Source organism: Paraburkholderia sp. RL18-101-BIB-B (genome assembly GCF_046026985.1).
Taxonomy (GTDB): Bacteria; Pseudomonadota; Gammaproteobacteria; order Burkholderiales; family Burkholderiaceae; genus Paraburkholderia.
Window position 1 is genome coordinate 21,639 of record NZ_JARESV010000058.1, and the last position, 15,007, is coordinate 36,645.

At 61.6% G+C, this 15,007-nt stretch carries 17 protein-coding genes and 1 pseudogene; 5 read left to right on the plus strand and 13 right to left on the minus strand.

The features are described 5' to 3' along the window. The first annotated feature begins 254 nt into the window (after positions 1-254). The 4 genes from P0D73_RS40285 to P0D73_RS40300 all read left to right on the plus strand — a co-directional run bounded on the left by P0D73_RS40285 (position 255) and on the right by P0D73_RS40300 (position 3,563). Positions 255-803: an iron transporter gene (locus P0D73_RS40285; RefSeq protein ID WP_408182085.1), complete on the plus strand. Its 549-nt coding sequence runs from the start codon at positions 255-257 to the stop codon at positions 801-803. A 103-nt stretch (positions 804-906) separates the two neighbouring features. Then, positions 907-1,239, plus strand: coding sequence for a cupredoxin domain-containing protein (locus tag P0D73_RS40290; protein WP_132375208.1), 333 nt, complete (start codon positions 907-909; stop codon positions 1,237-1,239). Between the two features lie 75 nt (positions 1,240-1,314). Then, positions 1,315-2,160, plus strand: coding sequence for an FTR1 family iron permease (locus tag P0D73_RS40295; RefSeq protein WP_132375207.1), 846 nt, complete (start codon positions 1,315-1,317; stop codon positions 2,158-2,160). After that, positions 2,157-3,563 (plus strand): 4Fe-4S binding protein, encoded by a 1,407-nt coding sequence (locus P0D73_RS40300; RefSeq protein ID WP_408182084.1) that lies wholly within the window; start codon positions 2,157-2,159, stop codon positions 3,561-3,563. The genes P0D73_RS40295 and P0D73_RS40300 overlap by 4 nt, the downstream gene beginning before the upstream one ends. A 287-nt stretch (positions 3,564-3,850) precedes the next feature. On the opposite strand, the gene P0D73_RS40305 is transcribed toward P0D73_RS40300, so the two are convergent. The 4 genes from P0D73_RS40305 to P0D73_RS40320 form a co-directional block, all read right to left on the minus strand. Then, positions 3,851-4,117, minus strand: coding sequence for a hemin uptake protein HemP (locus P0D73_RS40305; RefSeq protein ID WP_408182082.1), 267 nt, complete (start codon positions 4,115-4,117; stop codon positions 3,851-3,853). A 198-nt stretch (positions 4,118-4,315) separates the two neighbouring features. Beyond that, positions 4,316-4,798, minus strand: coding sequence for an SRPBCC family protein (locus tag P0D73_RS40310; RefSeq protein ID WP_408182081.1), 483 nt, complete (start codon positions 4,796-4,798; stop codon positions 4,316-4,318). A gap of 24 nt (positions 4,799-4,822) precedes the next feature. Next, positions 4,823-5,221, minus strand: a complete 399-nt coding sequence (locus tag P0D73_RS40315; RefSeq protein WP_408182080.1) for an OsmC family protein — start codon at positions 5,219-5,221, stop codon at positions 4,823-4,825. 155 nt (positions 5,222-5,376) lie between these two features. Continuing rightward, on the minus strand, positions 5,377-6,255 hold the full coding sequence (locus P0D73_RS40320) for a pirin family protein (protein WP_132375202.1): 879 nt from the start codon (positions 6,253-6,255) through the stop codon (positions 5,377-5,379). Between the two features lie 122 nt (positions 6,256-6,377). Between P0D73_RS40320 and P0D73_RS40325 the strand changes: the two genes are divergently transcribed. After that, positions 6,378-7,367 carry a LysR family transcriptional regulator gene (locus P0D73_RS40325; RefSeq protein WP_132375201.1) on the plus strand — a complete coding sequence of 330 codons (990 nt, stop codon included), beginning with the start codon at positions 6,378-6,380 and terminating at the stop codon, positions 7,365-7,367. A 354-nt stretch (positions 7,368-7,721) separates the two neighbouring features. Here the strand turns inward: P0D73_RS40325 and P0D73_RS40330 are convergent, their stop codons facing one another. The 9 genes and pseudogenes from P0D73_RS40330 to P0D73_RS40370 form a co-directional block, all read right to left on the minus strand. Then, the gene (locus tag P0D73_RS40330) at positions 7,722-8,141 is read right to left on the minus strand and encodes an ExbD/TolR family protein (RefSeq protein ID WP_132375200.1); all 420 of its coding nucleotides are present in this window, start codon (positions 8,139-8,141) and stop codon (positions 7,722-7,724) included. A 16-nt stretch (positions 8,142-8,157) separates the two neighbouring features. Continuing rightward, the gene (locus P0D73_RS40335; protein ID WP_106285023.1) at positions 8,158-8,889 is read right to left on the minus strand and encodes a MotA/TolQ/ExbB proton channel family protein; all 732 of its coding nucleotides are present in this window, start codon (positions 8,887-8,889) and stop codon (positions 8,158-8,160) included. A 26-nt stretch (positions 8,890-8,915) separates the two neighbouring features. Then, complete coding sequence (locus tag P0D73_RS40340) at positions 8,916-9,647, minus strand: energy transducer TonB (RefSeq protein ID WP_408435551.1); 732 nt, start codon at positions 9,645-9,647, stop codon at positions 8,916-8,918. A gap of 257 nt (positions 9,648-9,904) precedes the next feature. Further along, positions 9,905-10,141, minus strand: a complete 237-nt coding sequence (locus P0D73_RS40345; protein ID WP_012432441.1) for a (2Fe-2S)-binding protein — start codon at positions 10,139-10,141, stop codon at positions 9,905-9,907. A 215-nt stretch (positions 10,142-10,356) separates the two neighbouring features. Next, positions 10,357-11,244 carry a glutamate racemase gene (gene murI / locus P0D73_RS40350; RefSeq protein WP_408280044.1) on the minus strand — a complete coding sequence of 296 codons (888 nt, stop codon included), beginning with the start codon at positions 11,242-11,244 and terminating at the stop codon, positions 10,357-10,359. A 144-nt stretch (positions 11,245-11,388) separates the two neighbouring features. Next, on the minus strand, positions 11,389-11,868 hold the full coding sequence (bfr, locus tag P0D73_RS40355; RefSeq protein ID WP_132375196.1) for a bacterioferritin: 480 nt from the start codon (positions 11,866-11,868) through the stop codon (positions 11,389-11,391). Positions 11,869-12,060: 192 nt separating this feature from the next. Further along, positions 12,061-13,584 (minus strand): fumarate hydratase, encoded by a 1,524-nt coding sequence (locus P0D73_RS40360; protein WP_012432444.1) that lies wholly within the window; start codon positions 13,582-13,584, stop codon positions 12,061-12,063. Between the two features lie 55 nt (positions 13,585-13,639). Then, the gene (locus P0D73_RS40365; RefSeq protein WP_132375194.1) at positions 13,640-14,251 is read right to left on the minus strand and encodes a TIGR00645 family protein; all 612 of its coding nucleotides are present in this window, start codon (positions 14,249-14,251) and stop codon (positions 13,640-13,642) included. Between the two features lie 288 nt (positions 14,252-14,539). Then, positions 14,540-14,995, minus strand: a pseudogene (locus P0D73_RS40370) (DMT family transporter); the annotation flags it as partial. Positions 14,996-15,007 lie beyond the last annotated feature (12 nt).

The following is a 15,007-nucleotide window of genomic DNA, read 5'->3' on the forward strand; positions in this document are numbered from 1 at the left end:
ATTCCATTCCAGCACTTTCTTAAGACCGCCTTAAGACCCTGCTGCCACAAGGCTTTGCGTGCGTTCTGATTTGTTCTCCCTTGCGATCGATGATAAACTCGACCAATATTGAGAATGGTTCGCATTAACGTTCGTACTGCCGCCTGGCTGGCGATCGATCGCGGTGCTCAACGCCCGCGACCGCTGCATCGAGGTATGCGCGACGCACTGTTCCAATGGGTTCGATTCCAGTCTGATAAAAACAAGGAGTTTCAATGCGGATTTCTTCATTTTTGCGCGGTGGCGCAGCAGCGCTGGCCGCAGTGGCGGCTTTCTCGGCAGCGGCGGCGGAATATCCGATCGGCAAGCAGCAGATTCATGGCGGCATGGAAATCAACGCGGTCTATCTGCAGCCGATCACGATGGAACCCGAAGGCATGATGCGCAAAGCCTCGGATTCGGACATCCACCTCGAAGCGGACATTCACGCGGTCAAGAACAACCCGACCGGTTTCGCCGAAGGCGACTGGATGCCGTATCTGCAAGTGCACTATGAACTGACGAAAGCCGGTTCGACCCAGACGCAGAAGGGCGACCTGATGGCGATGGTCGCCAACGACGGTCCGCACTATGGTGACAACGTCAAGCTGCAAGGCCCGGGCAAGTATCACCTGAAGATGATCGTCGAGGCGCCGATGCAAACGGGCCATATGGCTTTCGGCCGCCACGTCGACAAGGAAACCGGCGTGGGTCCGTGGTTCAAGCCGATCACGCTCGAATACGACTTCACCTTCGCCGGAATCGGCAAGAAGGGCGGCTACTGATCGCCGCGCGTGAGTGAATGACCGAATGAGGCTGAACGAGCCAATGCAGCATGCGGCGCGTTGGCGGTTGAATGCCAACGCGCCGCGTTTTCCGGAAGGGCTAATGAGAATCAACCGAAAGATCGCGATCTTCGCCGCCACGGCTTTGCTGGCGGGCGCGGCCCATGCAGCCGACCTGCCGACCTTCAAGCTGGAAATGAACGACGGCAAGCTGAACCCGGCCCGCATCGAAGTGCCGGCGGGGCAGCGTATCAAGATCGAAGTGCGCAACACCGGCAAAGGCGCGGCCGAATTCGAAAGCGTGCAATTGCGCAAAGAAAAGGTGTTGGCGCCGGGCGCGGATTCGTTCGTCGTGATCGCGCCGCTCGAGCCGGGCGAATACAAGTTTTTCGACGATTTCCACCAGCAGGCGCAGGGCGTCATCGTCGCGAAGTAGTGGCTTGGGACTCGAGCGCCGGCCGTCATCAGGTCCGCGTTCGCTGGAAGCAGAAGCAGGTAGAGGGAGAGCTTGATGGGTCAGATTCTATTCATCGTATGGCGGGAAAGTGTCGAGGCGTTGCTGGTCGTCGGCATCCTGTACGCGTGGCTGAAAAATGGCGACGACGACGCGCGCCGCGGTTTGCCGTACCTGTGGGGCGGCGTGGCGGCTGGCGTGATAGCGGCGGTGGCGCTCGGCGCCGCGCTGGTCGGCTTCACCGAAGTGCTCTCCGGTGACGCGCAGGATTATTTCCAGACCGCGATGGTGCTGGTCGCCTGCGTGCTGATCGTGCAAATGGTGCTGTGGATGAAGCGGCACGGCCGCACGCTCAAGCGCGACATGGAACAGTCGCTGCAAAAGAGCCAGCGCGATTCGAACTGGTGGGGCGTCGCATTGCTGGTGGCGTTGGCCATTGCGCGTGAAGGCAGCGAGACGGTGATCTTTCTGTACGGGCTCGGCTTCGGCCAGTCGGGTCACGTGGACGCCAGCCAGACGCTCGCGGTCGTGATCGGCCTGGCGCTCGCATTCCTGACCTTCTACGTGCTGCAACTGGGCGGCAAGATCTTCTCGTGGCGGCTCTTTTTCCGCATCACGGAAATCATGCTGCTGTTTCTCGGCGCGGGTCTGTTCCAGACCGGTGTCGACAAGCTGATCGACAAGGAAATCCTGCCGACGATCGTCGACCAGATGTGGAATTCATCGGCGATCCTCGATGATTCGAGCACCTTCGGTTCGCTGGTCGCCACGCTCACCGGCTATCGCGCTCACCCGGCGCTGATGAATCTGATCGCCTATGTGGCGTATTGGGCGGTCGTCTATCTGCTGGTGCGCCGCGCGAATCGCAAGCCGGCGCCGCAAGCCGCCGGGCGCACGGCATGAGCACGGTCATGACCCGTCCGGGGCGCCTCGCGGCGGCCGGGCAGTGGATGCAACGTCACGGTGCCGCGATTCGCGGCATTCAGTGGGTCGTGGTGGCGGTGTACGCGTTTCTGATTCTGGTGCCGGCCGTGATGCCGCTGCCGGACGACACGGCGCACCTGTGGAACAACCTGACGCTCGCCGCGCAGTTCGTGTTCTGGGGTATCTGGTGGCCGTTCGTCTTGCTCTCGATGGTCATGCTCGGCCGCGTCTGGTGTGGCGTGCTGTGCCCCGAAGGCGCGCTCGCCGAATTCGCCAGCAAATACGGGCGAGGCTGGGCGATTCCACGCTGGATGCGCTGGGGCGGCTGGCCGTTCGTCGCGTTCGGCATCACCACCATCTACGGACAGATGGTGAGCGTCTACCAGTATCCGAAGGCCGTGCTGCTGGTGTTGGGCGGCTCGACTTTCGCGGCGATGATCATCGGCTTGCTATACGGACGTGAGAAGCGTGTCTGGTGCAAGTATCTGTGCCCCGTCAACGGGGTTTTTTCGCTTCTGGCGCGCCTCGCGCCGTTCCACTACAAAGTCGATGAAGATGCATGGCGCCGCTCCTACAAGAACGGCGAGCATGGGCATCGCGTGATTCCAATCAATTGCGCGCCGCTCGTGCCGTTGCGCAATATGAAGGGCGCGTCGGACTGCCATATGTGCGGACGATGCAGCGGCCACCGCGACGCGATTGCGTTGACGTGGCGCGCGCCGTCGTCGGAAGTGGTCCAGTTGGGCGACAAGCAGGCCAATGCGTGGGATACCGCGTTGATCCTCTATGGCCTGCTCGGCATCGCGATCGGCGCGTTCCACTGGACCGCGTCGCGCTGGTTCATCGATCTGAAGATGTTCTTCGCGAATTGGCTGGTCGATCACGACATCACCTGGCCGCTCGACACCAACGCGCCGTGGTTCCTGTTCACGCATTACCCTGAACAGAACGACGTGTTCTCGTGGCTCGACGGCACGATGGTGATCGGCTACATCCTCGCCACGGCACTGGTGTACGGCACCGCGCTGCTAGTGCTGCTGATGGGCGCGACGCGCATGCTGGGGCGCTTCAATATCGTGCGTCTGCATCATTTGACGCAAGGGCTGATTCCGATTGCCGGCGCGGGCGTGTTCCTCGGCCTGTCCGCTACTACGCTGTCGCTGTTGCGCGCGGAGCATGTGTCGTTGTGGTGGGCGTCGGATATGCGCATCGCGATTCTGGCAATTGCCAATCTGTGGAGCGCATGGCTCGCCTGGCTCGTCACGCGCCGCTATAGCGAGCGTTTCGTTCAACGCGGCCTCGCGATGGTGTGGTTTGCCGCGGCACTGGCCGTGGTCGATAGCGCGTGGTGGTTGATGTTCTGGGGCTGGGCTTCGAAGTAGCGCATTCAACGCTTACGGTCGCAGTAGTTAGCGCCGGCACAAAACAAAAAGCCGTGGAGATGACAACATCCCACGGCTTTTCCATTTTCCGCATGATCGGCACACGGCGTTGCGTGCTGCCGTATCGAGTGAGAACCAAAAAAAGCGGCCTGGCTTGCTGCGACGGCTGGCTTGGTGTCTGCACGAAGGGGTCTAGTTCTCACGTGCAAGCCGTCGTGGCTGGCTACTGCCCAACACCTCTCTGGGAGGTGGTCCCCACAATACCCGGTACTGACTGCTATTCGTTCCTACTTCGTCAGGATCAGCTTGCCTAAGCGCGTTGCCCGCAACTGATAGGTCTCGCCGTTATGCACGATGCTGACGTGGCTATGTCCTTGCAACAGAGCGTCGCTCCGTACGACTCGCTCCGACGTCTCACCCGAACCGTTAGTCCGATCCGCGCCAGGTTTCTGGCCGGTTGCCGATGCCGTTGCCGTCGACGTTTTCGGGCGGCTGGTCAGCGCGGCCGCCGGGCGGCGCAGGCTGAGTGTGGAAGGGCGCGTGGGATCGGTCATTCGTTTTAGCTGTTGGTCGATTCGATGGATTAATTCTAAATGATAACTATTCCCATTTACAAGGAAGAGAAATTGATCGGATTTGATTTTCGATAGTCTGTGGGGAGGAGAGGCGGAACGGCGGAGGAGTTTGCAGCAAGACCGCCAGCTCGTTCGGCGGTCTTGCGCTCAATGGCGAGCAGCGTGCCCGCGCGACATTCAATGCAGCGTGCCGGGCTCCTGTTTCGTTTGCACATACTGGCGAATCAGCCGAACGGTATCGATATCGTTCTCCCGATATGCCGACTTCACGATCTCCTGCGTCTGATGCGCGTCGGGATCGGTCGATTCGGGCAGCGTGGTCGCGTACTCGAAGCGCAGGAACAGTTGCAGTTCGTCCGGTTGCTCGATCGTCATGGTGAGCGAGCCGCCGACGTGATCGGCCGTCGGCAGAATGTCGTAGCGCACGCTCTGGCTCTCCTCCAGCGTGACGCGGTCGCGCACCGTGGCCTGGCCATAGTGCAACTCCCGTTCGAGGACGTTGCCTTCGCGCGAAAGAATCGTGCAACTATCGAGCCCCATCACGAACAGTTGCGGCTGTTCGGCACGCAGCACGAGACCCTCCCACAACTGCTCGCGGGTCATCGATTCGACAAACGGATTCAACGGGTCGTTGATCTGGATAAGGTGTTCGAAATTCAAAACGACGGCTTCCTATGAAAGCGTTTAAGCGACGGCGAGCCCCGAACGGATCGTGATCGAATGCGTGAGGATCTTGTGAACCGGGCACTGATTGGCGATTTGCAAGAGCCGTTCCCGCTGTTCGTCGGACAGATCGCCTTCGAGCACGATCCTGCGATCGATGGTCGTGCCCGCGTCGCCGGTTTCGAGCGAGAGCGTCACGCGCACGTCGGCGAGCGGCCAGTCCTTGCGCTGGGCGTACATCTTCAGCGTGATCGACGTGCAAGCACCGAGGCTCGACAGCAGCAGCGAGACGGGTGTCGGCCCGCGATCACCGCCGCCGAGCGACTCGGGTTCGTCGGCAAGCCATGTGTGCGTGCCGTCGTCGAAAAGAACCTGGAAATTCGTCGAACCGATGTGTGCGGTGACGGTGGACTCTGCCATGCGCGCTCCTGAACAGGGACGGAAATCGCCGCGCGCCACGGCCCGTTATCAGTGAACGGCGTGGCGCGCGGCCTGAATTGCTATTGTGAACGAATTTACCGGCCTTCGCGCCTCGGGTTGCGCCGCGGACGGGCCGTGCCGCGCCCGTCGACGACTCAATGCGTGATCGCGCCCATGCGCCCCGCCTGGTAATCAACGACAGCCTGGCGAATCTCGTCTTCCGTATTCATCACGAACGGGCCGTAGCGCACCACAGGCTCCTTCAGCGGCACGCCGCCTAGCAGCAGCACCTCGAGTGGCTCCGCGCCGGCCGTGAGCGTCACGGAGTCGCCATCGTTCTGAAACACGACCATTTTCTGCGCGTCGATTTCCTGACGCGCTTCGCCTTCACCGTAGAAGCCCTTGCCGGACAGGCTATAGGCAAACACGCGATAGTCGGCCGGTACCGGCTGCCGGATCGTCGCGCCCGGTTGCAGCGAGAAATGCTGGTACAGGATCGGCGTACGCGTTTCGATTGCCGCTTTGACGCCGAGCGCCTCGCCGGCGATCACCTTGACGCGCACTTTGCCGTCCGCGGAGGTCGCCACGGGAATGCTCGACGACGGAATTTCCTGGTAGCGCGGCTCGATCATCTTGTCGCGGCGCGGCAGATTCACCCACAGTTGCAGGCCGTGCACGCGTCCGCCGGTGCGGATGAACGACGGGTCCGGCATCTCGCTGTGCACGACGCCCGCGCCCGCGGTCATCCATTGGACGTCGCCGGCGTGCAGGGTGCCGGAATGGCCGGCCGAATCTTTGTGGCCGAACTGTCCCTCGAGCACATACGTGACCGTTTCGAAGCCGCGATGCGGATGGTCGGGCGCGCCTTTGGCCTCGCCCGGCGCGTAGTCGATCGGGCCCATTTCATCGAGCAGCAGGAACGGATCGAAGTCCATCAGCAGGCGGGTGGGAAACGGGCGGTGGACGATAAAGCCGCCACCCTCGGTCGTGCGAACGGCCGGGAACGTGCGTTCGATCGTGCGGGTCGTGCTCATCAAAGTCACCTCAAAAAATGGGGAATAGCGTTATTTTTGAAACATGGAGCTATTATAGGGACCGTTTTCCGGGGTGCCAGCCGCCCTCACGCAATGGATTGTTCTATTACTGGAACGATGAGATGAAGATCGATTCACATAATCTGAATGACCTGATGTATTTTTCGCAGGTTGTCGAACACGGCGGGTTTTCGGCCGCCGAACGCGTGCTGGGGATTTCCAAGTCGCGCCTGTCGCGCCGTCTGACCGAACTGGAAGCGTCGCTCGGCGTGCGGCTGTTGCAGCGATCCACGCGCAAGCTGGCGCTGACCGAAGCCGGGCAATTGTTCTACCAGCATTGCCAGGCGATGCTGAGCGAGGCGCAGGCGGCCGTGAACGTTGTCCAGCAGCTGCGCTCGTCGCCGCGCGGCACAGTGCGTGTCAGCGTGCCGGTCACGATCTCGCAGACCATTCTGTCGCAGATCCTGCCCGAATTCATGCATCGCTATCCGGAAGTGCGGGTGGTGATGCGCGTGACGAACCGCGTGGTCGATCTGTTCGAGGATTCGATCGACGTCGCGCTGCGGGTGCGCTCGGATCCGCCGGAAAACGCCAATATCGTGGTGCGGCCGCTGTGGCGCACGCAGCAGATGCTGGTCGGCGCGCCGAGCCTGTTGCAACAGAATGCGCCGCCATTGCTGCCAGCCGATCTGAACGGTTTCGAAACGCTCGACGTGCCGACCGGCGACGGACGCCACGTCTACAACCTGATCGCGCCCGACGGCACGCGTCATGCGCACGAACACGAGCCGCGCCTCGTGACCGCCGATCTGATGACGATTCGTGAAGCGGTGCTCGCCGGCGTCGGCATCGCCGCGCTGCCGGAGATGATGTATGGCGCCGCGCTGCGAGCCGGCCAATTGTCGCCGGTTATGCCGGGCTGGACGTTTCCGACGCCGCAGTTGTACGCCGTATTCGTGTCGCGGCAGGGGATGGTGCCGGCCGTGCGCGCCTTTGTCGATTATCTGGTCGAGATGCTCGATCCTGACGACGGTAAACACATCGCGGGCGAGTGTCCCGCGCGCGAGGTAAATGTCGTTGCCGCGCAGCCGATGTTCGCAATTGCGCCATAGCACTTGTTACGGACCGCAACATCGCTTTTAGCATTTAAGCGTGGCCTGTCATGAGTACTTTCAATGGCCGTTTGCTTGAATGCGCGCGCGGACGGGCCTATAGTGAAATCCCTTCGCTAAGGAGTCTCTTATGCGGAAACTCATGGCCGCTATCATAGCGGGCCTGATAGGGCTGACCGCGCTGTCCGTGTCGATCACGGCTGTCGCATGCGGTGATTCGACGAGCTATCAATCTTCGAACGATGGCAAATGATCCCGCCGCCCGAAGGCGCCGAGTGCGCACAAAAAAAGGCCTTCATCTGACGATGAAGGCCTTTTACTTTTTGGCCCTTGTTTCAAGGGCTTTTTACGGCGTCACCTGGCTTTCGGTTGCGTAACGAAGCCGATCTTCGTAAGGCCGCCGGCTTGTGCCGCCGACATCACTTCCGCCACTTTCTCGTACGGAACCTTGCGGTCCGCATCCAGATGCAGCTCGGGTTGCGGGTTCGCTTGCGCGGCCTCTGCAATCTTCGCGCGCAGTGCGGCGTCGTCGAGCTTCTTGTCGTCCCACATGACGTTGCCGTCCGCGTCGACCGTGACCGTCACCTGCGCGGGCTTGGTGTCTTCCTTCTGACTGCTTGCGTGCGGCAGATCGATTTTGACCGCATGACGAATCACCGGAATCGTCACCATGAAGACGATCAGGAGAACCAACATCACGTCGACGAGCGGCGTCATGTTGATTTCGTTCATCAGGCCGTCGTCATCGTCGCCGGCGAAGGGGCTCATTGCCATCGGAGTGCCTCGTCGATCAGTTCGTGCGCGCGGCAAGACGCAGGCCGTCGCCGCGCTTGGACGACGACAGGCGTGCGCCCGTCACGAAGAATGCATGCAGGCCGTGCGCAAAACGGCTCAGTTTGGCGACCACCGCCTTGTTGGCGCGCGTCAGTGCGTTGTAGCCGAGCACCGCCGGAATCGCGACGAAGAGGCCGAACGCGGTCATGATCAACGCTTCGCCGACCGGACCGGCCACCTGATCGATCGACGACTGGCCGCTCGCGCCGATGGCTAGCAGCGCGTGATAGATGCCCCACACCGTGCCGAACAGACCGACGAACGGCGCCGTGCTGCCGATCGACGCGAGAATCGCGAGCCCGCTCTGCATGCGCGCGACGCTTTCGTCCATCGTGTCCTTCAGGCAGCGCGTGACCCAGTCCGACACGTCCATGCGGTCGTGCAGATGCGGCTGCGTCTGATGATGATGGTCGGCCGCTTCCTGGCCCGACAGCGCCAGCGCGAGGAACGGATTGTCCTGCGGCGTCGACGACCCGGCGCCGAGCTTCTTCACGCCGTCGGCGAGGTCGTCCGAATGCCAGAACGCCTGCTCGGCATTCTTCGTGAGGCGGTTCAGGCGCATCACGTTCCAGCCCTTGATGACGATCACGCTCCACGACATCACCGACATGATCAACAGCGCGAGCGCGATCCCGCGCGTCACGAAATCCCCTTGCGCCCAGACGTGCGCCAGTCCGTAGTTTTGCATTGCAATTCCTTTTTTTAAAATCTGCCTCAATCGTTCAGATTGAAGTCGTAAGGCTGGGTGTAGGCGGCCCGAATCGGCTGGCCGTTCTCGAGATAAGGCTTGCAGGCGCTCCCGTGCACGGCGGCGAGCGCGGCGTCGTCGAGGCGGCTGAAGCCGCTGCTCTTCTTCAATTCGATGTTTTCGAGCTTGCCGGTCAGGCCGACCACGAACTTCACGTACGCGGTGCCGGTTTCGCCGCGGCGCTTCGAGAGCGACGGGTACTCGGGCTTGGCGATGTTGCAGTCGAGGTGCGAGACGTTCTTGGGCGCGCTGATCTCCATCGTCTGATGGCCGATCGCCGGCGCGGCAGGCGCGGGCGGCGCAACGGGTGCAGCCGGCGCGGGCGGCGTCGGATCGGGCGCCGCGACGGGCGTCGGCGACGGCGCGGCGGCCACCGGTAGAGGCGTTGGCTTGGGCGTCGGAGTCGGCTTCGGCTGGACCTTCGGCTTGGTATGAACCGGCGGCGTCGGCGTGGGTGGCGGCGGCGCGATCGACTGCATCGCGACCGGCGCGGCAACCGGCGCCGGCGGCAGCAACTGCGCGGTCATGACGTGCGATTCGAGGGCCGGCTGCACGGGGTCGTGACGCAAGGTCATCACGACGGCAAGCAACGCGACGTGAATCGCTGCAACCACGGCGGTTGCGGTCAGGACGCGGGAGTTCGTGCGAGTGGACGAAGCCGGCATGGCGCCGGCTGAAGCGGTATGCGAAGCCTGCATGTTAGCGTGGTGGCGCGCTGTCGATGCAGCGCGTCAGACAAGACATCGTCATGTTCGAAAAATCAGCAGCGAAATGAACAAAGTAGTCACGAAACCAATCAGCAATTCCATCTCGAACTCCTGTGACGGGTGAGCGGGTAGCTGGCTGGTACGAATACTGGCTTGCTGACGGCAGTGGGATAACGCTTGAACAGCGAAAACGGCAGGAGCGGTAAGAGCGCTCGAGGCGCGGCGTGAACCGCGCCCTGGAACCTGGCTCAGGCGGCCTTGCGTTCGTAAAATGTCAGCGGTACGGCTTGCGGGTGATGCTCGAAACCACAACGGCTCGCGCAGACGCCGCTTTTCATCATGACGTCGCGCACGGAGTCGGCGCACTTGCCACAGCAGGATGCAACGCCGAGCTCGAACTGAAGCTCGTCAAACGAATCCATGCCTTCCTCGATCGAAGCACGGATCTTTCGGTCAGAAACAGACTTGCAGACACAGACAATCATGGCGGGCGTCATAGCTAACGTTAATGCGAATTATTATCATTTTGTTTGGTCCGTTTGGCAAGCGTCCTGCTTGATTTTTTGTAACAAAACCAGACTCTTAGAAGGGTTTCGTCTATGAGACGGAATCTGGTGCCAGCGGCGGGCGGCGCGGAAAAGCGCCTAAAAAGCGCGCGGAAGGCCGCGCAACGGGCCAAAAACGGCGCTTGGGTGGCAGTTTATGCGGCTTGGGAGTCCGGCGCTGCCGTGCGGCGCGAGGGGATCGACACCTGTTCGACGGTGGCGTCGATATGCAACAGGGTCGCGGCCAGCTGCTGCTGATGCGAGCCGTCGCCGGTCGAATAAAAGCGGGGCAGAACAGTGGTCGTGTTTTCGGGCGCCGCGCGCAAACCGTGCTGGTCGAGCACTCGTTCCAGTTGGCGCGCGATAGCGACGCTCGTGTCGATCAGCATCAGCCGTTCGCCGACGATGTCGCGAATCGCCGCATCCAGAAACGGGTAGTGCGTGCAGCCGAGCACCAGCGTATCCGCGCCGGCGTCGAGCATGGGTTGCAGGTAGCCGCGCAGCAGCGCCCGCAATTCGGCGGAGCCGACGTCGCAGCGTTCCACGGCCTGCACGAGCCCGTGGCCAGGCTGGCAAAGAAAGCGGCAATCCGCGGCGTAGCGTTCGAGCAGCGCCTGGAAGCGGGCGCTGCGCAGCGTCACTTGGGTGGCGAGCACGCCGGCGACACGCGTTTTCGACTGGAGCGCGGCGGGTTTGACGCCAGGTTCGACGCCGACCAGCGGAATAGGCAGCTTTTCGCGAACCAGCGCGATCGACTGCGCGGTTGCTGTATTGCAGGCGACCACCAGCGCCTTTGCGCCTTGTTTGACCAGCCATTCGCCGATCGCAAGCGTGCGGTCGGCGATGAAGTCGTCGTCGCGCTCGCCGTACGGGGCGTAGAGCGAGTCGGCGACGTACAGAATCGCTTCGTCAGGCAGTTGTGCCCGGACCGCCCGCAACACCGACAAACCGCCGAGCCCCGAATCGAAAATGCCGACCGGTGCGCGCGATCCGGCGCCAGACGTGAACATTCTTGCATTCATGGACGGTGATTCTGCGGGCATAGGCGAAGAGGACGCGTGCGGCACAGCACTCAAGGGAAACTCGGAAAAACAGGAAAGTGCGCAAGTATATCGTCCGCGCGGCCAGGGCCATCGCAAATAAGCTGACCCATGAACGGGCGCGCGGACGGTTGCAACCTGGTTCGATCAGGACTCGACCGAGCCCATTGCGGATTGCTGGTAGTTCTGGATGCCGACCTTGCCGATCAGGTCGATTTGCGTTTCGAGCCAGTCGATATGCTCTTCGGTGTCGTCGAGAATCTTCGTGAAGATTTCACGCGAGATGAAATCGCGAACCGTTTCGCAATATGCGATGGCTTCTTTACAGGTGCTCTGCGAAATCTGTTCGAGCTTCAAATCGCATTCGAGGATTTCTTTCGTTTCCTCACCGATCAGCAGCTTGTGCAGGTCTTGCAGATTCGGCAGACCGTCGAGCATGAAAATACGTTCGATGAGCCAGTCGGCGTGCTTCATTTCGCCGATCGATTCATCGTATTCATGCTTGCCGAGTTTCTCGAGGCCCCAGTGTTTATACATCCGCGCATGCAGGAAGTACTGATTGATGGCGGTCAGTTCGTTTTTCAACTGCGAGTTGAGATATTCGATGACCTTTTTGTCGCCTTGCATGGTGTGTCCTTGTAGGGGCTTTGAATTTCCCAGAACAATAAACGGCGAAACGCAAAAAGCCAAGGCAAAAAATCAGTTTTTCGCCTGATTTTAGAGGGTTTTTCGCGTGATGCGTACCGTTCTCATTTCATCATAAAAAAAGCCGGGGTTTCAGGCCCCGGCTTTGAATTACTCAGCGGATGTCAATACCAATCAAACCGTCGCGACCGGAATCTTGCCGATCTTTGCTTGCCATTCTTTCGGGCCGGTCTGATGAACGGAAGTGCCGTTCGAATCGACAGCCACCGTCACCGGCATGTCCTGCACGTCGAACTCGTAGATCGCTTCCATGCCGAGGTCTTCGAACGCGAGAACCTTCGCGCTGCGAATCGCCTTCGAGACGAGATACGCCGCGCCACCCACGGCCATCAGATACGCGGCCTTGTGCTTCTTGATCGCCTCGATGGCGACGGGGCCGCGCTCCGCTTTGCCGATCATCGAGATCAGGCCGGTCTGCGACAGCATCGTCTCGGTGAACTTGTCCATGCGCGTTGCCGTGGTCGGGCCTGCGGGGCCGACGGCTTCATCGCGCACCGGATCGACCGGGCCGACGTAGTAGATCACGCGGTTCGTGAAGTCGACCGGCAGCTTCTCGCCCTTGGCGAGCATGTCAGCGATGCGCTTGTGGGCCGCGTCCCGGCCCGTCAACATCTTGCCCGACAGCAGCAGCGTCTGGCCCGGCGTCCACGCAGCGACTTCTTCCGGCGTGAGCGTGTTCAGATCGACGCGCTTGCTCTTCTCGGTGTCCGGCTCCCACTGCACCTTCGGCCATGCGTCGAGCGACGGCGCTTCGAGCTTGGCGACGCCGGAACCGTCCAGCGTGAAGTGCGCGTGACGCGTAGCCGCGCAGTTCGGGATGATCGCGATCGGCTTGGACGCGGCGTGCGTCGGCGCGGCCATGATCTTCACGTCGAGCACGGTGGCGAGACCGCCGAGACCTTGCGCGCCGATCCCGAGCGCATTGACCTTCTCGTGCAATTCAACGCGCAGTTCTTCGATCCAGTCTTTCGGGCCGCGTGCGATCACGTCCTGAATGTCGATCGGATCCATCAGCGATTCCTTCGCCATCACCATCGCTTTCTCAGCGGTGCCGCCGATGCCGATGCCGAGCATGCCCGGCGGGCACCAGCCCGCACCCATGGTCGGCACGGTCTTCAGAATCCAGTCGACGATCGAATCCGACGGATTCAGCATCGCGAACTTCGACTTGTTTTCCGAGCCGCCGCCCTTGGCGGCGACCTGCACGTCGACCGTATTGCCCGGCACGATCTCGTAGTGGATCACGGCCGGCGTGTTGTCTTTGGTGTTCTTGCGGCCGCCTTCCGGCGGGCTCACGATCGACGCGCGCAGCACGTTGTCCGGGTTCAGGTAACCACGGCGCACGCCTTCGTTGATCATGTCGGTGACGCCCATCGTCGCACCGTCCCAACGCACGTCCATACCGACCTTCACGAACACCGTGACGATGCCGGTGTCCTGGCAGATCGGGCGCTTGCCTTCGGCGCACATGCGGCTGTTGGTGAGAATCTGCGCGATGGCATCCTTCGCGGCCGGGCTCTGTTCGAGCTCGTAGGCGCGGCCCAAGGCCTGGATGTAATCGAGCGGGTGGTAGTAGCTGATGTACTGAAGCGAATCAGCAATGCTCTGAATCAGATCTTCCTGTTTGATGACGGTCATGGCTAGCTCAGTGGGGACAGTGGCGCTTGTTTTCAGACACGCGGGGCAGTGCGGGTCAGTCGTGCGCCTTCAGGGGAGTGGAACCTTTAACGGCACCCACGGCGTGCAGCACCGTGGGCTCTTCGAAATGCTTGGGATGCGTATGCGTAGTGAGGCGGTCGACCAGTGCCATCACGAGCGCCGAGACGAGGAACGCGACGTGGATGATCACTTGCCACATGATCGTATGCGTCGTGTTCTGATCGGGGCTTATGAAGGTCTTCAGCAGATGGATCGACGAGATGCTGATCAGCGCCATCGACAATTTGACTTTGAGCACGCCCGCGTTCACGTGGTCGAGCCATTCCGGTTCGTCCGGGTGACCCTCGACGCCCAGGCGCGACACGAACGTTTCATACCCGCCGATGATCACCATGATCAGCAGGTTCGAGATCATGACCACGTCGATCAGGCCGAGCACGACCAGCATGATGTTGGTTTCGTCGAGCGTCATGGAGGCCGTGACGAGATGCCAGACTTCCTTGAGGAACAGCACGACGTAGACGCCCTGGGCGACGATCAGGCCCAGATAGAGCGGCAACTGCAGCCAGCGGCTCATGAAAATGATGGCAGGGACCGGGCGCATCGGGCGGCGCTGATGGGCGGAGTCGGATCGCGGAGCGGACATGGGCAAGAGTCAGATGAAACGCAGGTGACGGAACATGGACCAAATGCGCCGACCCGGCACGCGCAATACTCCTCAGCACGCACGCGAATCAGGCACGCAAACCAGGCGCAGACGGCGCGGTGCACGGCCAAGGGAGGCCGGAAAAGCTCGCGTCAGGCGCGCTATTGTACAGCGTCGGGTGAATTTGCTGCGTTGCGGCGGGCAGGTTGGCGGCGCCCGACACGCGGCGCGCGTGGCGAATTGCGGCTCGCGCGTTCAGGCTTCAGGGCTCACGACGCCACCGGCGGCATTGCCCGTGAACGATGTCTCGCCGGCCGCGCTCTGATCCACGTGAGCGAGATGGATGACAACCACGCCGACGATTGCCAGCGCGATCGACGCGAGTGCCCGACCGTTCGGACGCTCTTTGAGGATGAGCCACGAGAGCAGCGCGACGACCGCGGGGATCGTGCTCGTGATGCCACCGCCCGCGACCGCGCTCGTGCGTTGCACGCCGCCCAGCATCAGCAGCGTAAACCCGAAGGTGCCGAACAGTGCCTGTAGGAACAGATTGAACCATTCATCGCGCTTCACGTGGCGCAGTCTTGACACGCGCACAAGCGGCCACAGTACTGCCATCGCGATCACGAAGTGCAGCAGCGCGAGCAGAGGGACGGGGACAAAGTCGACGATCGATTTACCAATTCCGACATTGCTGCCGACCAGCAGCATCGAGGTAATGAGAAGCAGGGAGTAACGATTCAGGCTGGAATCCAG